Below are 17,197 nucleotides of genomic sequence, written 5' to 3'. Positions count from 1 at the left end.
ATGGCACGCAATCCTTTCAGTCTCGAAGGCAAGGTCGCACTGGTGACCGGCGCCAACACCGGCCTGGGCCAGGGCATCGCACTCGCGTTGGCGGAAGCCGGCGCCGATATCGCCGCCGCCGGCATCGTCGAAGCCGCGGAAACCGGCGAGAAGGTGCGCGCGCTGGGCCGTCGCTTCCTCAACCTGGAGGCGAACCTGATCAGCATCGATCCGGTCGAGCGCCTGGTGAAGGAAACCGTCGACGGCCTGGGCGGGCTGGACATCCTGGTCAACAACGCCGGCCTGATCCGCCGTGCCGACGCCGTGGACTTCAGCGAGAAGGACTGGGACGACGTGATGAACGTCAACATCAAGTCCGCGTTCTTCATGTCGCAGGCGGCGGGCCGCCATTTCATAGCGCAGGGCAGCGGCAAGATCATCAACATCGCCTCGATGCTGTCGTTCCAGGGCGGCATCCGCGTGCCGTCGTACACGGCCAGCAAGTCGGGCATCGCCGGCATCACCCGCCTGCTCGCCAACGAGTGGGGTGCCAAGGGCGTGAACATCAACGCCATCGCGCCCGGCTACATGGCCACCGACAACACCGCGCAGCTGCGCGCCGACGAAGACCGCAACAAGGCCATCCTGGATCGCATCCCGGCCGCCCGCTGGGGCGAGCCCGCCGACCTGGGCGGCACGGCGGTGTTCCTGGCCTCGCGCGCGTCGGACTACGTCAACGGCGCCGTCATCCCGGTCGATGGTGGCTGGCTGGCGCGCTGACGCGCGTCGGCCGGCGGTAGATGGGTCCTGTGGGAGCGACGTCAGTCGCGATGGACGTATACCGATGATTCATCGCGACTGACCCCGCTCCCACAGGCGACATGAAGGACATGGCGGATGCTTCGTTCACTCACCCTCGTCGCGCTTCTCGCCTGCTGCGCATCTGCAGCCGCCGCACCCCCGCGGCAGGTCTTCATTGCCGGCGATTCCACGGCCAGCGCCTACGGCCCGGAACGCGCGCCGCGCGAGGGCTGGGGACAGCAGTTGCAGGGCTTCCTCGACCCGAAAGCGTTCATCGTGCGCAACCATGCGCAAAGCGGGCGCAGCGCGCGCAGCTTCGTCGCCGAAGGCTGGTTCGACGGCATGGCGAAGGACGTGCGCAAGGGCGACGTGCTGCTGATCCAGTTCGGCCACAACGACGAGAAGATCGAAGACCCCACCCGCTACAACGAACCGCAGCGCGCGTTCCCCGAGTGGCTGATGCGCTACGTCGACCTCGCACGCACGAAGGGCGCCACGCCCCTCCTGGTGACGCCGGTGGCGCGCCGGAAATTCGATCGCGGCCAGTTGCTCGATACGCATGGCCTGTACGCACAGGCCGTACGCGACCTGGCGCAGCGCGAGCGCATCGGCCTGATCGACCTCACGACCCTGAGCATGGACTGGCTGCGCGCGACCGGCGACGAGGCCAGCAAGGCCTACTTCATGCATGTGCCGGCACAGGACCAGCAGGACGACACCCACTTCCAGCAGCGCGGTGCAGTGATGGTGGCGTGCCTGGTGGTGGCAGGCTGGAAGCAGGTCGATCCGGCGCTTGCGGCGCACGTGACCCGCGATACGGATTGCGGCGCGCCCGCCACCGCGCTGGCAGACCGCAAGGCGCAGCCCAACCCCTCGCTGGTCGTGCATGAGCGCGACATCGCCGTGGAGCAACCGGGTCCGCACGGCGGTGCGGGCGCCACCACGGCGCATCCCTTCTTCCGCGACGCGCCCGCGCTCGGCTTCGAGTTCCGCAAGCGCGTGCTGCACAAGGGCGCGGGCATCGGCCTGCACCAGCACCACAAGGACGAGATCTACTACGTGCTCAGCGGGCGCGGTGTGTACGAACTGGATGGCACGGCGCAGGCCGTGCAGGCCGGCGACGCGATGCTGACCCGGCCTGGCAGCACTCACGCGATCCGCCAGGACGGCGACGACGATCTGGTGCTGTTGATCATGTACGGGAAGAAGGCGCCATAGTCCCGTCTCCGGGCGATAGCGCACGCAGTGCCGCGGCTACGGTTGCGGCCGGTCCCAACGACGGTAGGTCGCTTGCAGTGCACTGCGCAGTCGGCGGTACTGCACGCTGCCGGGCTCGGCCTGCAGGCGTCCGGCGACGGCTTTCCAGCCGCCCTCATGATCGCGCGACCATTCGCGCACGACCGCACGGCAGGGCTGCCCCACGATCTGCGCCAGCGCGCATGCCATGAAGATGTCGCCGGCGGTCCAGTCCGGTTGTTGCTGCATCGCTTCGACGTACGCGCGCGGTACGGCGTAGTAGCGCGACATCTCGTCGGCGAAGGCGGTGGGATAACGCGCGGCATAGTCGTTGATGTCGGCGAGATGCCGGTCCACCGTGGCATCGCCGGTGGCGGGTGCGTAGGCGACGGTATCCTGCGCGCCGGCCGGTGCGCCGACGGCCAGGCAGGCCCACAGGATCAGGACGGGCAGCGCGCGCTTCATGCCGCCATTGTGCCGCAGGGCCGATGCGGGCGCCGCGCCAACATCAGGCGCCCGGCGTGGCTTCGATCGCGGCGAGCGCGGCGGTCAACTGGCCGGCGTTCTCCACCACCCGCAGGCGCGGCGCGTCATGGGCGACGCCATGCTCCGCCTCCAGCGCCCAGGTCACGTGGTAAGGCATGTGGATGCCCCAGCCGCCCAACCCGAGCACGGGCTCGATGTCCGATCGCAACGAGTTGCCGACCATCGCAAACGCGTCGGGCGCCACCTCGAGCTCGCGCAGCACGCGGGCGTAGGTGGTTTCGTCCTTCTCCGACACCACCTCGATGCGGTGGAACAGGTCGGCCAGGCCGGACTGCGCGATCTTGGCTTCCTGGTGGAACAGATCGCCCTTGGTGATCAGCACGATCTCATGGTCGGCGGCGATCTGCGCGACCGCGTCGCGGATGCCCGGCAGCAGGTCGACGGGATGCTGCAGCGTGGCGCGCCCGATCTCGATGACGCGATGCAGGTCGCGGGCGCTGATGCGTTCGTCGGTCAGCTGGATCGCGGTTTCCAGCATCGACAGGGTCATGCCCTTCACGCCGTAGCCGAAGATCTTCAGGTTGCGGCGCTCGACCTCCAGCAGGTGGCCGTGCGTGCGCGGATCGGCCAGATCGATGTACGCGCCGAGGATCGCTTCGAAGTCCGCTTCGGCCTGGCGGTAGTAGTCCTCGCTCTTCCAGAGCGTGTCGTCGCCGTCGAAGCCGACCCATCGGATGCGCGCCATGCGGAAGCCTGTCTTCGTCGCGGGAGGGGCGCGCAGGATAGCAGCCCCGACTTTCCGCGCTCGTCACGAAGATGGCCGCCGCAAGGCGGCCATCCTGGTCAGCGGTTGCTCACGGCATGCGCGCGAACTTATCCACCGCTGGCGGGCTGCGTGGTGCTGCCGTCGGCCGGCGGCGGTGTGGTCTCCGGCGCATTCGGGTTCGCCGGCGGCGGCAGGTTCGGATCGGTCGGCGGTGCATTCGGATCGGTCGGCATCGTCGGATCGGTGGGCGCCGGGGCCGGCGGTGCGACGTCGGCCGGCGGCGTGGTGTCGACCGGTTCCGGCGCCGTCGTGGCCGCAGGCGTGTCTTCCGGCTTCGGACCACAGGCGGTCAACAGGCCGGCGCCCAGCACGGCCGTGCCCAGGAGCAGCAGGGGCTTGTCGAGCATTCGGTGGATGCGCGTGTTCATGGTGTTCTCCAGATGGGGGAAGGGAATCAGGACTGGCCCTGCGCGTAGACCCCGTACTCCTCGGGCGTCAGGCGGCCGTCGGCATCGGTATCGAGCGTGCCGAAGGCCTGCGCGAGGGGCGGATCGACCGCGGCCTCGTCCTTGCTGATGGCGCCGTCGGCGTTCGCATCAAGCTCCTCGAAGGGCTTGGGCGACGAAGGGGCTGGCGCGCTGTGCGGCGGCCGTGTCTGTGCGTCGCCCGCACCGCGCGCGGCATCCTGCGCGTACGCGAAGGGCGTGTTGGCGAAAGCCGCGATCGCGAATGCGATCGCCGGACCGGTGAGGCGGGGTGCCGTATGCGTCATGGGTACCTCCTGTACTGCCCCCGCTCCTTCATCCGCAGCGCGGGGGCCTATGAAAAGGAAAAGGCGGCACGCCGGCCGCCTCTCCCGGTGCAGCGTGCATCGCGCGCGCGACGTCACGCCGTGATACGAAGGGGCTTACTTCTGTTCGCCGTAGTTCTTGCTCACGAACGCCTTGTACTCGTCGGCGGTCAACGCACCATCGGCATTGGCATCGGCCTGGTCGAAGACCTGGCTCAGGCCCGGGTTGGCCGCGGCTTCTTCCTTGCTGATGTTGCCATCGCCATTGGTATCGACATCCGCCCAGCCCTGCTTGCCACCGGCCGCGGACTGCGTGCTCTGGGTCGGGCTCTGCGTGGCCGAGCCGGTCGCCTGGTCGGCGGTGGGTTCGGTCTGCTGGGCCTGCTGGGTGGCGGCGTCTTCGGTCTTCTCCTGCGCAAATGCCAGCGGCATGGCCAGCGCAGCGCTCAGGGCAACCAGGGCGATCAGCGGGGTGCGGGTGTTCTTCGTCATGTCAGTGCTCCGTCTGTCTGTCTTCGTAGGAAGTGCGTCCGATTGCGCACGGCCCCACCTTGCAGCGGCGCGTCTGAACGAAAAATGCGCGCCGACATGAACGTGCACGCACGCTTAACCACGCCCGTCATCGCATCGGCTAGCAAGGTGTTACGGCGTGGTGATCACGCGGTTGTCACTTCGTGGAATGCGTGACGTCGCGCAGGATCGAAGTTACGCGTCCGTTTTTTCGCCGGTGTTCGCGGATGTTCCGTCCGGCGTTTTTTTGCTGAACCATTGCCAACCGAGGGCCACGCCGCTCAACGCGCCCGCGATCTCGAGGATCACGCGCGAGCCAAGGGATTCCGCGTCATGGATGCCCTGCAGGGCGAGGCGCGCGTAAAGCGGCGACTCCAATCGGCTGATGCCGAGATAGAACAGGTTCCACGTATCGATGCCCGCACCGATCAGCACGGCGGTCAGGCACGCCCATCCCACGGCATGACCGATCGACCACCCCTGGCGGCCACACAGCCAATGCCAGAACACGAAGCACAGCAGCCCGATGATGAAGGCGATCACCCCCGCTTCGAGCGCACCCAGCACGCCATAGTGGAGCGGGAGATTCATCGACCACACTCCCGGATCCGATCGACGGGCGCGACACGTGCGAAGGCAACAGGCATGGGGTGGCGCTCCTCGCGCCGGGGGCGTGACCGACGCGGAAGCGTAACCGAAGCGTCTCCTGCCGGCGCGTCCGGCTGGCATCATGCGGGCTCCGCACAGGGAGAAGCCCCGCATGAGCCGTCTTCTACTGGCAGGCGCGACCGGCCTGGTGGGCCAGGCGACCTTGGCGCTCGCGCTGGCGTCGCCCCGGGTCGTCGCCGTCGTAGCGCCTACCCGCCGGGCGCTGCCCGCCCATCCGAAGCTGCTCAATCCCGTGGTGGATTTCGATGCGCTCCCCGGCGATGCCGACTGGTGGCGGGTGGATGCCGTCGCGTGTGCGTTGGGCACGACGATCCGCGATGCCGGTTCGCAGGCGGCCTTCCATCGCGTGGACCACGACTATCCCCTGGCCGTCGCGCGCCTCGCCCACGCACACGGTGCACGTTCTTTCGCGCTGGTATCGGCATTGGGCGCCGACCCGGCCTCGCGGGTCTTCTATTCGCGCACGAAGGGCGACGTGGAGCAGGCGCTGGCCGACATCGGATTCGATTCGCTCACGCTGCTGCGGCCGGGCTTGCTGGGCGGCGATCGCACCCAGCACCGCGCGGGTGAACGCTGGGCGCAGCGGATCCTGGGGGCGCTCGGTCCCGTGGTACCGCGCCGCTACCGCGTGGTACCGCCAGAGCGCGTCGCCGCCGCGCTGCTCGACGCCGCACTGGATGCACGCCCCGGGCGCCACGTCGTGCTGTCGGAAGCCCTCGTCGACTGAACGCCCTCAGGCGCCGGGATCGTCCGCCTGCACCTGCACGCCATCGGCAACGATGCGGTATTCCACGGCCGGCACCGGGGTTCCGGCCGACACTTCCTTCGCCGTGTGTTCGCGCGCTGCCGGCGACAGCGTCACCCGCGACAGCACGCCATGCACCTGCGCCGGACCGCGCACGTCTTTCGGTACATAGAAATCGTGATCGCCGAGCAGCACGCGCGCGCCCTGCCCCGCGTCCTCCAGCATCACCCAACAGCCCTTCTTCTGGCACACATCGACGACGCGACCAGTGAAGACGCGCGATTGCCCCTCATGCGCCGCAGGGTCCGCCAATGCCTGGGCAAGCGGCACCACGGGGCCGGCCGGCATGTCGGCACCGAACTTCTCCCATTCGCCGTCCGCCGCACCCGCGGCAAACGCAGACACCATCAGGCCCACCATCGCCAGCACACGACGCATCGGACGCACTCCTTCCAGGGAAGGCCGCATCTTACCCGTGCACGGGCGGAGCGGGTTCAGTGCAGCAAGCCGTGATGGACCAACTGGAGGCGCTGGGTGCCGGTGGCGGTGATGGCGTCGCTCGCCCGTTCCAGCAGGCGCTCATCCTCGTCATCGATCACCACCAGCACCTTCCCCGCCTCGATCTCGTTGCGGTAGTCGCGGCGGACCTCGCTGGGCACGGACGAGCCGGCCAACGCCGCGGCCCAACCGCCGACCAGCGCACCCACCAGCGTGCAGAGCAGCACGGCCACCAGCGGGATGCCCGCCGCCGGGATCGCCATGGCCAGCAGGCCGATCACCAGGCCGACCACGCCGCCGCCCACCAGCCCGCGCATCGCGGCCGGCATGAAATCCGTCGGCGAGCCCTCCTTCTCGGCATCGGGCATCTGGGTCATCTCGATCTCCGGACGGCCGACAAGGGCGGCGTGGTCCGGCTGGATGCCCATGTGCAGGGCCACATGCAGCGCCGCTTCGGCGGTATCGATATCCGGGGCGCTGAATACGCGTCGCGTCTTCATGGCGGTCTCCTGGCCGGCGCGTGGGTCCGGCCGTGCAGACACCGTAGGCCCGCCCAGGGGAGGGCCGGGTGAAGAACGTGGACCCGGGCTAGAGTGCGGGCCGCTCAGGCGCCTGCTTGCGCCCCATCGCGCGCAGGTAGAGCTCGTACAGGGCCGTGACCTTGGAGACGTACTCCTGTGTTTCCGCGTAAGGCGGCACCCCGCCATAGCGCGACACCGTGCCGATCCCCGCGTTGTAGGCCGCCGCCACCAGGGTCAGGTCGCCCTTGTAGCGCTTCATCAGCCCGCGCAGGTGGCGCGCGCCGGCGTTGATCGATTCGGTGGAGGAGAAAGGATCGGCGACGCCATACTCCTTGGCCACATCCGGCATCAGCTGCATCACACCCATGGCGCCTTTCGGCGAGACGGCCTTGGCGTCGAAATCGCTTTCGGCATGCGCCACGGCGCGCAACCAGGCGTCGTCCACGCCGGTCTGCCGCGCAGCGGCCTTGAACTCCGTGGGATACCGGTCCAGTCGCGGCTTGCCGACCCGGCCCAGGCCGGTGTGCGCGGGTTCGCCTGGCGGCGTCTGCACCGTGAACTTCAGGTAGGGCGTGGAGCCCGGCAGGTTGCGGGTGGAGTACACCTTCTGGCCGTCCTGATCACGCTCGTACAGGGTGCCGCTGAACACCCCCATCGAGCCCCACAGGTTCGGCGTGCTCACGGCGTTGTCGTCGATCTCCTTGGCCGTGCACTTGGAGCCGGGCTCCGGTGCGGTGGCCAGGCTGACCGTGCCGCCCTGCACACAGCGGTAAACCGTACGCGCGCCCGCGTCGGCGCTGGCCAGGGCCAGCACCGTCAGCAGGAGGCCGGCGGCGGTTCGAAGGGAATGCATGGGCGGCGGATTCTAGGGCCCGGCAGCTGTAAGACAGCCTGAATCACGTGCCGGGCGCCGACGGCCGGCCAGCCCGGGGGCGGCTCCTGCTGCGCCGCAGCAGCCAAGCGCGTAAAATACCGACCCTCTTTCACACCGTACCCCCTCGGAGCACGCAATGGGCCTGGATCTGGTCAGCGCCGGCAAGAACCCGCCGGACGAAATCAACGTCATCATCGAGATCCCCAAGGACGCCGAGCCGGTGAAGTACGAGGTGGACAAGGCCAGCGGCGCGATCTTCGTCGACCGCATCCTCTCCACGCCCATGCGCTACCCCTGCAACTACGGCTATGTGCCGCACACCCTCTGCGGCGACGGCGACCCGGCCGACGTGCTGGTCGTGCTGCCGCTGCCGCTGATCCCGGGCTCGGTGATCCGCTGCCGTCCCGTCGGCGTGCTGCGCATGAGCGACGAAGCCGGCAGCGACGAGAAGCTGCTGGCCGTGCCGGTGGACAAGGTGTTCGCCGGCTACAGCCACATCAGCGACATCGACCAGGTCAGCCCGCACTGGCTGGAGCGCATCGGCCACTTCTTCGAGCACTACAAGGACCTGGAGAAGGGCAAGTGGGTGAAGTTGGACGGCTGGGGCAACGCCGCCGAAGCCAAGGCCGTGCTGGTCGATGCCATCGCCCGCCAGGCTGCGCAGCCGGAAGACGAGAAGCACAAGTTCTGATCGCGCCTCCGCGTCGCGAAAAAGGCCGCCCAAGGGCGGCCTTTTTCGTTGCCGGCGCTCACGCTGGGCTCAGCGGGCCCACTTCTCCAGCGCCGCCTTCGCGCGCTGGATGGTCGGGTCGAGCCCGGGCAGCAGCGGCTCGATCAGGTCCGCGTGCTTGCGCCACTTGTCGGGGGCCGGTCGGGTCAGCGTGTAACGGGACAGCGGCAACGCAGCGCCCAGCTCCCGGTCCCAGGGCAGGTCGAGCGCGGCGCAGATGCGCTTCACCTCCACGCCAGGCTGCTGCAGGAAGGCGTCGTAGTCGAGCGTGGTGCGATGCGTCGCAGGGACCTCGGACACGTCGTCGAGGATGGTGGTGAGCGTGCGCTCCCATTGCGCGCGCACGACCTCGTGAAGAGGCTTGCCCACCAGCTCTCGCCATCCCGGTACCAGCAGCAGCGACCACGCGAACTCGCCAGGCCAGCCTGGAAGTCCCGGGTACGTGCGGAAGCGCCCCGACTGCCAGGCATCGATCATGCTCGACAGGGTCTGCCTGGCGTCGCGATACAGGAAGACGAATCGCGCCTCCGGAAACACCCGCCGCAGGAAGCGGATGCGAAGCGCATTCTTCGGTGTCTTCTCCAGCATGCGAACGCGTCCGGCACCCGGTCGCTGGCCGGCCCGGTCGCGCAGCGCGGCATGGAAATGACGACGCAGTGCGGCCACGCGCTCTTCCGAGGCGTCGGCGTCGGTCAGCACGTTGGAATCGAAGTTCCGGTCGCGTGGTGCCAGGCCCGGCACCTGCTCGATCATCTGATGGCTTTCGCCGCCGATGGTGTAGAGCGCGGGCGCCTGCGACATCGTTTCGAACAGCAGGGTCGAGCCCGAACGCGGCGTCGACAGGATGAACACGGGCCGGTCGAACAGGGCATCCTCGCCAACATGCACACCCGATGGATCCGCCATCACGCCATGGCTCCGATCGCCATGCGCGGCCTGCCGGGCCCGTGTGCACCAGGCGCTTCCTGCACCGCGGGGCGCACGGCCATCAGCATGATGGCCGGCATCAGGGGAAGCTCGTTGCGCAGGGCCGCCGTACCCACCGCGGGCCGCGCCTCCTGCACGAACTGCTGGATCCGGCGGCGATAGTCGGGCAACGCGATCGCTTCCGCGCCGCGCGCCGCCCAGAGCGCACGCCAGTCGCGGCAGAGGCGATCCACCATCTGCCGGACAGCGTCCAGATGCGGAAACGGGGCGGACTCGTCGAGCAGGAACTCGAGGTGGCGACGCAATTCCCACGGCGACATGACCACCGGGACGTTGTAGTGCTCGAAGGTGATCGCCGGTGTCGCACCGGGCTGATAGTCGACGGGCGCGGGCGCCCAACCCGCGGCAGGCTCCATCGCATCCGCCTGCACGCGCCTGCCCGCACGCACGTGACCCCAGAAGCGCTCGCCACCCACCGTGTCGCACACCAGGTGGATGCGCTGCCGCTCGTCCTGGTTCAGCACGCGATGCTGCCGCCAGGTATCGAAGATCCAGCACTCCCCGGCCGCCATGTTCACCGCCGAGGTATCGCACTCGAAGCGCACGGTGGGCTGGGTGATGATCGGCACGTGCACGCGGACGCGTTCGGCCCAGTAGTAGCCCTGGTCCGCATGCCGCTTGACCTCCGCACCCCCGGACAGGCGCATCAGCCGTGTCCGGCCGACCGTGGTGCCGATGCTGGCCAGCACCTGCTGCAGATAGGGACAGCGCTCCAGCTCGGAGGTGGGGCGCATCTCGCCGGCGAACTCCTCGTTGGCCGGATCACCGTCCACGGCCACCAGCGGGAGCATGGAATTGCCCGCGAACTTCTGTGGATGCTCACGCCAGGCGCCTTCCCCGATGGCGAGGACCTCCTGGGCCAGCCGGTCCGCGTCGTAGCGCATCGGCAACTGGATGAAGGGGGCTTCTAGCTTCATGTCCGGTACCACACAGGCCTTCAGGCCGCGGATGGTACCGGAATAGGCGTTACGGCTCCTGTGCCTTCAGTCCGGCTTCCGGGGCGGGCGCAGCATCGTCAACCCGATCAGGCGCGACACGACGACGGCGATGTACATCACCCCGGCGAACTGCTCGAGCATCACCAGCGCGCGCGCCTGGGGCAGGATCGGGACCACGTCGCTCAGGCCCACGCCGGACAGCAGGCTGAAGCTCAGGAACAGCAGCTCCATCCAGCTCCGCGCCGAGGTGGGGTCCACGGCGGCCGTGAAACTCCCCGGATACCACTGCTGGCAGACCGAGAACGCGAACGCGAAGGCCCAGGCCAGCAAGGTGAACGTGGCCCCGGCGGCGAAAAGCTCGTCGCTGGTGACCGAGTGGTCCTGCAGCATGTAGGCGATCAGGCTGCCCGCCGTGTAGAAGTACAGGCCGCTTTCCAGCAGGTGGGCGTAGATGCCCAGGGAGGGCAGGTCGAAGACCGCCGCCGACACCGACAGCAGCACCGAAGGAACCGCCAGCGACCACGCGATCCAGTTCACCGCCGCGCTGCGGTTGACCACCCACAGCGCCAGCGCGAGCACCAGGATGCCGAACGCGCCGAACAGCGCTCGGCCCGCCTGGGTGTCCTCCATCACGGGGTACAGCAGGATGCCCGCCAACTGCACGATCAGCAGGAAGGCGCAGGGATGCCGGCGCGCCGTCACCAGCCAGCGCAGCCACGCCAGGGGCATGGTCATGCGGCGGCCTTCATCTGAAGTGGTAGACCAGCGCGTAATACACCACGTAGACCCACGAAAGCACGCCGTGGATCACCGCCCACAGCAGCGACTTGTTGGCGCCCCACGAAATGGTGATCGCCAGCGCCGTGCCGAAGCCGATGCCCGCCTTCGCGATGCCGCTGCCACTGCCCTTCACGGCGCCACCGCCGTGGCACCGCTGCCGGCGCGATAGGGGTAGCGCAGGAAGATCTCCGACACGGCCGCATCGATCTTCGCGCCCCGCTCTTCCGGCTTGGTGCGGCCGACGCGGCCGACCGCGACGCCCGTCCAGACCAGGCGGTTCTGCTTCGCGTCCACCAGGTCCACGTTGAGCGTGCCTTCGGTGTACTTGTAGACGTCGGTGCGATCGCGCCAGTACGGCACGGCGAAGTAACGCCGCGCGCGATAGCTGTAGTAGTAGTCGTAGTCGACTTCCGGCGTGCTGACGACGTCGGTCTTCTCCTGCATGTAGGCGTTGAGGTTCAACCACAGGTCGGGCGACTTCTCGTCATACACGTAGCCCCGCGCCTCCATCTGCGCGCGTGCCGCGTCCTTGGTCCGCCCGCTGGTGAGGGTGGCGTAGCCCTGGCTCTCGATCGCCAGCGGCGCATAGAACGCAAAAGTGCGGTACTGCGCGAAGTTGGCGGACGGGTCGACGTCGCTGGTGACACGCGGACCGGTGGCGCAGGCCGCCAACAGCAGCGTGGCGGCCATCAACAGGCTGCGGCGGGACAGACGGGCGATCAGGGTCATGGCAGGTCTCCGGATGTTCGACACGGGCCGCCGTCGGCGGCCCCTCTCCACCTTCTACGCAGTTCCGGGGCGATCCGTCGCAAGGACGGGTTCGCCCGGTTCAGCCTTGACGATACACCTGCGCGCCCTGCGCCAGGAACTCCGCCGACTTCTCCTTCATGCCATCGGCCAGCGCCTGCTGCTCGTCGACACCGTGCTCGGCCGCGTAGTCCCGCACGTCCTGGGTGATCTTCATGCTGCAGAAGTGCGGGCCGCACATGCTGCAGAAGTGGGCCAGCTTGTGCGCGTCCTTGGGCAGGGTCTCGTCGTGGAATTCCTTCGCCTTCTCCGGATCCAGGCCGAGGTGGAACTGGTCCTCCCAGCGGAATTCGAAGCGCGCCTTGCTCAACGCGTTGTCGCGCACCTGCGCGCCCGGATGCCCCTTGGCCAGGTCGGCGGCATGCGCGGCGATCTTGTAGGCCATGATGCCGTCGCGCACGTCCTGGCGGTTGGGCAGGCCCAGGTGCTCCTTCGGCGTCACGTAGCAGAGCATCGCCGTGCCGAACCAACCGATCATCGCCGCGCCGATCGCGCTGGTGATGTGGTCGTAGCCCGGCGCGATGTCGGTGGTCAGCGGCCCCAGCGTGTAGAACGGCGCCTCGCCGCACTCGCGCAGCTGCTTGTCCATGTTCTCCTTGATCAGCTGCATCGGCACGTGGCCGGGGCCTTCGATCATGCACTGCACGTCGTGCTTCCACGCGATCTTGGTCAGCTCGCCCAGCGCTTCCAGTTCGCCGAACTGCGCGGCGTCGTTGGCATCGGCGATGCAGCCGGGGCGCAGGCCATCGCCCAGCGAGAAGGCCACGTCGTAGGCCTTCATGATCTCGCAGATGTCTTCGAAGTGCGTGTAGAGGAAGTTCTCCTTGTGGTGCGCCAGGCACCACTTGGCCATGATCGATCCGCCGCGCGAGACGATGCCGGTCACGCGCTTGGCGGTCAGCGGCACATGGCGCAGCAGCACGCCGGCATGGATGGTGAAGTAGTCCACGCCCTGCTCTGCCTGCTCGATCAGCGTGTCGCGGAAGATTTCCCAGGTCAGCGCCTCGGCGCGGCCATCGACCTTTTCCAGCGCCTGGTAGATCGGCACCGTCCCGATCGGCACCGGCGAGTTGCGGATGATCCACTCGCGCGTCTCGTGGATGTGCTTGCCGGTGGACAGGTCCATCACCGTGTCGCCGCCCCAGCGGATCGACCACACCAGCTTCTCCACTTCCTCCGCGATACCGGAGGACACTGCGGAATTGCCGATGTTGGCGTTGATCTTGGTCAGGAAGTTGCGGCCGATGATCATCGGCTCGCTTTCCGGATGGTTGATGTTGTTCGGCAGGATGGCGCGTCCGCGTGCGATCTCGTCGCGGACGAATTCCGGCGTGATGAGCTTCTGGATGTTCGCGCCGAAACTCTCGCCCGGATGCTGCGCCAGCAGGTGCGCCTCGCGCACGGCCTCCAGCCGCTGGTTCTCGCGGATCGCGACGTACTCCATCTCCGGCGTGACGATGCCGCGCCTGGCGTAGTGCATCTGGCTGACGTTCGCACCCGCCTTGGCCCGGCGCGGCAGCACGCGGTTGGGGAAGCGCACGGCGTCGAGCTTCGCATCATGCTCGCGCGCACGGCCGAAATCCGAACTCAGCGCGGACAACTGCTCGGTGTCGCCACGCTCCTCGATCCACCTTGCGCGCAACGCGGCCAGGCCGACGGCCAGGTCGATGCGGGCGTCGGGATCGGTGTAGGGACCGGACGTGTCGTACACCGTGACCGGCGCATTCGCCTCGCCGCCGAAGATGGTCGGCGTCTGCGTCAGCGCGATCTCGCGCATCGGCACCTGCAGGTCCGCGCGCGAGCCCTCGACGAAGATCTTGCGCGAACCGGGGATGGGACGCGTCACGGACTCGGACAGTTGTCCGGTCTGCTGCAGCAGGTCGGTGGCGGGCTTGGGAATGGCATTCATCGGCATCGTCCTTTTTGAATCCCCGCACCTGGATGTGCGGGCTCTTGCGAGGGATTCGCATAATGGGACGCGAGGGTTCGCATCACGGACGAAGCGGCGGCGCGGAGGCGGACGGATTGCGGGCCCTTGGGGGGGCGAAAGGCAATGCGGCGCGTCCTGCGAAGCTTCCCTACGCCGGTCTCAACCGGATCAGGTTCGAAGGGTCTGTCTCAATCACCGGCCAGGCCGGCGATACCCCCGCTTCGGCGCGAATTAGACCACAACCCGGCCCCCTGCGCCCCACCCCACGCTCCCCGCCGGCGACCGGGATATCCTTGGGATCACGGCCGCCGGGCGGGAAAAGGACGAGGGGATGACGGGATTCAGGACATGGGCTGTCGCCGCGACCTTGCTGGCCCTGCACATCGCGCCGGCGGGCGCCGAGGCCCCCGTACCCGTCGAGGCCTTCGCCGCCGCCAACCGGCTGCATTCGCCGCGACTGTCGCCGGACGGCGCGCACCTGGCGATCACGGCCGATCTTGGCGACGGCCACCATGCGCTGGTCGTCCATCGCACCGACGACATGCAGCGCACCGCCTTGCTGCGGTTGCCGCGTTATGAACTTCCCACCCAGGTGGCGTGGGTCAGCGATACCCGGCTGGTGCTGGCGAAGGGCCGGCAGCTGGGTTCGCGCGAAGCGCCCATCCCGATGGGCGACATCATCGCCACCGATGCCGACGGCAAGAACCAGAAGTACCTCTTCGGCTACCAGCAATCGCTGCGTACAGCCGGCATCGAAGCCGGCTTCGGCTACATCGAGGGCCTGCCCGCCACGCCCAACGGCCGCTTCTACATGCGCCGGCTATCGCGCGGCACCCAGCGCTCCCAGCTGTACGACGTGGACGCCAGCGCTGCCACGGCAAGGTTGGTCGCCGACATCGACGTCAGGGATCTGCGCTTCACGCTGGATCGGCAGGGCGTGCCCAGGTTCGCCACAGGCGTCGACGACAACGACCGGCCATTGGTGTTCATTGCCGATGCGCAGGGAAAGAGCTGGACATCCATCGCATCCGGCGCGGCGGGCACCGTGTGGACGCCTTACGCATTCAGCGTCGACGGCACGCAGGTCTACGGATGGCAGTCCGTGGACGGTGGTCCTTCGCGGTTGGTCGCTTCTTCGCCGGATGGCCGCGAGCACCGCGTACTGGCCCAGCACCCGCTGCGCAGCGTCTCCGACATCGAATGGGGCGCAGGCCCCCTGCAACCCTTCGCCGCCGTCATCGACGACGGAAGACCACGCGCGGTCTACTTCGACGCCCAGTCCGCGGATGCCCAGCTGCACGACGCGCTGTCCAACAGCTTCCCCGATCACTACGTCGCCTACGTGGACCACAGCCGCGACGGCAACAGGTCGCTCCTGTACGCCTTCAGCGATCGCGACCCGGGCAGCTGGTACCTGTTCGACCGCGCGCAGGGCAAGGCGTCGCTGCTGCTCTCGAGCCGGGAGGGGCTGGATGCCGCCCGCATGGGCGAGCGGCGCGCATTCCGTTTCCGCGCAAGCGATGGCATGGAGCTGGAAGGCTTCATGACCTTGCCGCAAGGCGTCACGACGCCTGCAGGTTTGCCCACCGTGGTGTTGCCGCACGGAGGTCCCCATGCGGTCCGTGACGACTGGGCGTTCGACCAGGACGCGCAGTTCCTCGCCAGTCGCGGATACCTGGTCCTGCAGGTGAACTACCGCGGCTCTGGCGGACGTGGCCGCGCGTTCGAGGAGGCCGGCTACCTGAAGTGGGGCACGCGGGTGCAGGACGATCTGCTCGACGGCCTGCGCTGGACGATCGCGCAGGGATACGCGGACGGGAACCGCGTGTGCGCGTATGGCGCCAGCTTCGGCGCCTATGCGTCCCTGATGCTCGCGGCGCGGGCACCGGAGCTCATCAAGTGCACGGCCGGCCTCGCGGGCGTATACGACCTGAAGATGATGTACGCCAAGGGCGACATCCGCAGCACGCAGTACGGCAGCAACTACCTCACGCGCGCCATCGGTCGCGACGAAGCCGCACTGGTTGCGGCTTCACCCACGACGCTGGCCGCGCAGATCACCGCGCCCGTGCTGTTGGTGCATGGCGAACTGGACGAGCGCGCGCCCATCGCCCAGGCCCGCGCGATGCAGGCGGCACTCGAACGCGCCGGCCGCGCGCCGGAATGGATGGCGGTGGCCGGCGAGGGCCACGGATTCCACGCCGATGCCAACAACATCGCGTTCTATCGCCGGCTGGAAGCGTTCCTGGCCCGACATCTCGGCACGCCCGCGCGATGACGCACGGCCGATCGTGCTTCAGGGCTCGAGTTGCATCCCCGCTGCATCCACGAGCCCCTGCGCCGGCACGGTGAAGCGCTGCGCGTCACCGAACTCCGGCCACCCCGCGCGCAATGCCGCCATCACGGCCGGCGCTTCGTCATGGGCTTCCAGCAGCCAGGCCGCGAACTGCTGGCACGGCACGTCGGCCGCGGGACGGCACAGGAGCGGACCCGGCGGGATGGGCTCCGAGCGCCACAGTTCCACCACCCCGGCCGGATGGCCCGCATCGTAGACATCAGCCGCGAGCGCGGCCACGTCCGCCTGGCCGGACGCCACCGCCTCCAGCGCGGCCGCGTGGGAGCCGGCATAGGCGAGATGGGCGAAGGCTTTCGCCGGCTCCAGGCCGCGCCGGCGCAGCTCGCGCACCGGCACGAATCCACCGGAGGCCGAATCCCTGCCGACAAGCACCAGGCGCAGCGTCCTCGCCTGTCGTTCCAGTTCGCCCGCCGCCTCCAGGCCCGTGCGTGCGACCAGCACCGCACGATAGCGATCCGCCTGCAGCGCAGGCACCTGCGGCACGGGCAGCGTCGTCAGCGGTTCGTTGGCGCGGCGTGCCTGCAGGTAGCCGTGCAGGTTGGGGACTGCGACGTCGGCCTCGCCACGACGCAACGCGTCGACCAACGCGGTCGGCGAGTCGAACAAGCGGACCTGCACCGGATGCCGCGCGCGCAGGCCGAGGTAGTCGGCAAGCGGCTGGATGGCCACGGCACGGTCGCGTTGCGGATAAGCGTAGGTGGCGATCACCCAGGGGCGCGGCTGTACCTTCTGTGCCCACGCGGGCACGACGGACAACAACGACAGGACGACGACAAGGAAGGTGCGGGTCATCC

21 protein-coding genes and 1 riboswitch are annotated in these 17,197 nt (G+C 68.5%); of the genes, 5 read left to right on the top strand and 16 right to left on the bottom strand.

Annotation, left to right across the window (positions count from 1 at the left end; genetic code table 11):
• Both kduD and ASD72_RS07515 read left to right on the top strand, forming a co-directional pair.
• Window positions 1-759 (top strand): 2-dehydro-3-deoxy-D-gluconate 5-dehydrogenase KduD, encoded by a 759-nt coding sequence (gene kduD / locus ASD72_RS07520; RefSeq protein ID WP_056879311.1) that lies wholly within the window; start codon window positions 1-3, stop codon window positions 757-759.
• Window positions 760-876: 117 nt separating this feature from the next.
• Window positions 877-1,998: a cupin domain-containing protein gene (locus ASD72_RS07515; protein ID WP_056879310.1), complete on the top strand. Its 1,122-nt coding sequence runs from the start codon at window positions 877-879 to the stop codon at window positions 1,996-1,998.
• A 36-nt stretch (window positions 1,999-2,034) separates the two neighbouring features.
• Here ASD72_RS07515 and ASD72_RS07510 read toward each other — a convergent pair whose 3' ends face one another.
• The 6 genes from ASD72_RS07510 to ASD72_RS07485 form a co-directional block, all read right to left on the bottom strand.
• Window positions 2,035-2,481, bottom strand: a complete 447-nt coding sequence (locus ASD72_RS07510; protein ID WP_056879309.1) for a hypothetical protein — start codon at window positions 2,479-2,481, stop codon at window positions 2,035-2,037.
• 43 nt (window positions 2,482-2,524) lie between these two features.
• A complete protein-coding gene (locus ASD72_RS07505) occupies window positions 2,525-3,247 on the bottom strand; it encodes an HAD family hydrolase (RefSeq protein ID WP_056879308.1) in 723 nt (240 codons plus the stop codon).
• A 128-nt stretch (window positions 3,248-3,375) separates the two neighbouring features.
• Window positions 3,376-3,696, bottom strand: coding sequence for a hypothetical protein (locus ASD72_RS07500; RefSeq protein ID WP_155944523.1), 321 nt, complete (start codon window positions 3,694-3,696; stop codon window positions 3,376-3,378).
• 26 nt (window positions 3,697-3,722) lie between these two features.
• Window positions 3,723-4,040: a hypothetical protein gene (locus ASD72_RS07495; protein ID WP_056879306.1), complete on the bottom strand. Its 318-nt coding sequence runs from the start codon at window positions 4,038-4,040 to the stop codon at window positions 3,723-3,725.
• 135 nt (window positions 4,041-4,175) lie between these two features.
• Window positions 4,176-4,550: a hypothetical protein gene (locus ASD72_RS07490; RefSeq protein WP_056879305.1), complete on the bottom strand. Its 375-nt coding sequence runs from the start codon at window positions 4,548-4,550 to the stop codon at window positions 4,176-4,178.
• A gap of 213 nt (window positions 4,551-4,763) precedes the next feature.
• A complete protein-coding gene (locus ASD72_RS07485) occupies window positions 4,764-5,159 on the bottom strand; it encodes a hypothetical protein (RefSeq protein ID WP_056879304.1) in 396 nt (131 codons plus the stop codon).
• A 169-nt stretch (window positions 5,160-5,328) separates the two neighbouring features.
• On the opposite strand from ASD72_RS07485, the gene ASD72_RS07480 reads away from it, so the two are divergent.
• Window positions 5,329-5,964, top strand: a complete 636-nt coding sequence (locus tag ASD72_RS07480) for an NAD(P)H-binding protein (protein WP_056879303.1) — start codon at window positions 5,329-5,331, stop codon at window positions 5,962-5,964.
• A gap of 6 nt (window positions 5,965-5,970) precedes the next feature.
• Here ASD72_RS07480 and ASD72_RS07475 read toward each other — a convergent pair whose 3' ends face one another.
• The 3 genes from ASD72_RS07475 to ASD72_RS07465 form a co-directional block, all read right to left on the bottom strand.
• Window positions 5,971-6,420 (bottom strand): DUF4920 domain-containing protein, encoded by a 450-nt coding sequence (locus ASD72_RS07475; RefSeq protein ID WP_056879302.1) that lies wholly within the window; start codon window positions 6,418-6,420, stop codon window positions 5,971-5,973.
• Window positions 6,421-6,476: 56 nt separating this feature from the next.
• Window positions 6,477-6,980 carry a hypothetical protein gene (locus ASD72_RS07470; protein ID WP_056879301.1) on the bottom strand — a complete coding sequence of 168 codons (504 nt, stop codon included), beginning with the start codon at window positions 6,978-6,980 and terminating at the stop codon, window positions 6,477-6,479.
• Between the two features lie 88 nt (window positions 6,981-7,068).
• On the bottom strand, window positions 7,069-7,854 hold the full coding sequence (locus tag ASD72_RS07465) for a lytic transglycosylase domain-containing protein (protein ID WP_056879300.1): 786 nt from the start codon (window positions 7,852-7,854) through the stop codon (window positions 7,069-7,071).
• Between the two features lie 157 nt (window positions 7,855-8,011).
• Between ASD72_RS07465 and ppa the strand changes: the two genes are divergently transcribed.
• The gene (gene ppa, locus ASD72_RS07460) at window positions 8,012-8,566 is read left to right on the top strand and encodes an inorganic diphosphatase (RefSeq protein ID WP_055937232.1); all 555 of its coding nucleotides are present in this window, start codon (window positions 8,012-8,014) and stop codon (window positions 8,564-8,566) included.
• A gap of 69 nt (window positions 8,567-8,635) precedes the next feature.
• Here ppa and ASD72_RS07455 read toward each other — a convergent pair whose 3' ends face one another.
• The 6 genes from ASD72_RS07455 to thiC form a co-directional block, all read right to left on the bottom strand.
• Window positions 8,636-9,511, bottom strand: a complete 876-nt coding sequence (locus ASD72_RS07455; protein ID WP_056879299.1) for a sulfotransferase — start codon at window positions 9,509-9,511, stop codon at window positions 8,636-8,638.
• The gene (locus tag ASD72_RS07450; RefSeq protein WP_056879298.1) at window positions 9,511-10,509 is read right to left on the bottom strand and encodes an aspartyl/asparaginyl beta-hydroxylase domain-containing protein; all 999 of its coding nucleotides are present in this window, start codon (window positions 10,507-10,509) and stop codon (window positions 9,511-9,513) included. The genes ASD72_RS07455 and ASD72_RS07450 overlap by 1 nt, the downstream gene beginning before the upstream one ends.
• A gap of 66 nt (window positions 10,510-10,575) precedes the next feature.
• On the bottom strand, window positions 10,576-11,259 hold the full coding sequence (locus ASD72_RS07445; protein ID WP_056879815.1) for an ion channel: 684 nt from the start codon (window positions 11,257-11,259) through the stop codon (window positions 10,576-10,578).
• Between the two features lie 16 nt (window positions 11,260-11,275).
• Window positions 11,276-11,443 (bottom strand): hypothetical protein, encoded by a 168-nt coding sequence (locus tag ASD72_RS21240; protein ID WP_164490770.1) that lies wholly within the window; start codon window positions 11,441-11,443, stop codon window positions 11,276-11,278.
• The gene (locus ASD72_RS07440) at window positions 11,440-12,039 is read right to left on the bottom strand and encodes a DUF4136 domain-containing protein (RefSeq protein ID WP_056879297.1); all 600 of its coding nucleotides are present in this window, start codon (window positions 12,037-12,039) and stop codon (window positions 11,440-11,442) included. Before ASD72_RS07440 ends, ASD72_RS21240 begins: the two co-directional genes overlap by 4 nt.
• A 100-nt stretch (window positions 12,040-12,139) precedes the next feature.
• A complete protein-coding gene (thiC, locus tag ASD72_RS07435; protein WP_056879296.1) occupies window positions 12,140-14,026 on the bottom strand; it encodes a phosphomethylpyrimidine synthase ThiC in 1,887 nt (628 codons plus the stop codon).
• 148 nt (window positions 14,027-14,174) lie between these two features.
• Window positions 14,175-14,275: riboswitch (TPP riboswitch) on the bottom strand.
• Window positions 14,276-14,378: 103 nt separating this feature from the next.
• Between thiC and ASD72_RS07430 the strand changes: the two genes are divergently transcribed.
• Window positions 14,379-16,325, top strand: coding sequence for a S9 family peptidase (locus ASD72_RS07430; protein ID WP_056879295.1), 1,947 nt, complete (start codon window positions 14,379-14,381; stop codon window positions 16,323-16,325).
• A gap of 18 nt (window positions 16,326-16,343) precedes the next feature.
• Here the strand turns inward: ASD72_RS07430 and ASD72_RS07425 are convergent, their stop codons facing one another.
• The gene (locus ASD72_RS07425) at window positions 16,344-17,195 is read right to left on the bottom strand and encodes a PhnD/SsuA/transferrin family substrate-binding protein (protein ID WP_056879294.1); all 852 of its coding nucleotides are present in this window, start codon (window positions 17,193-17,195) and stop codon (window positions 16,344-16,346) included.
• Between the last annotated feature and the right edge of the window lie 2 nt (window positions 17,196-17,197).

The sequence above is a fragment of the Pseudoxanthomonas sp. Root630 genome, from assembly GCF_001427585.1.
Classification (GTDB): Bacteria; Pseudomonadota; Gammaproteobacteria; order Xanthomonadales; family Xanthomonadaceae; genus Pseudoxanthomonas_A.
The sequence above is the reverse complement of the archived record's forward strand: the minus strand, read 5'-3'. Positions and strand labels throughout refer to the sequence as shown.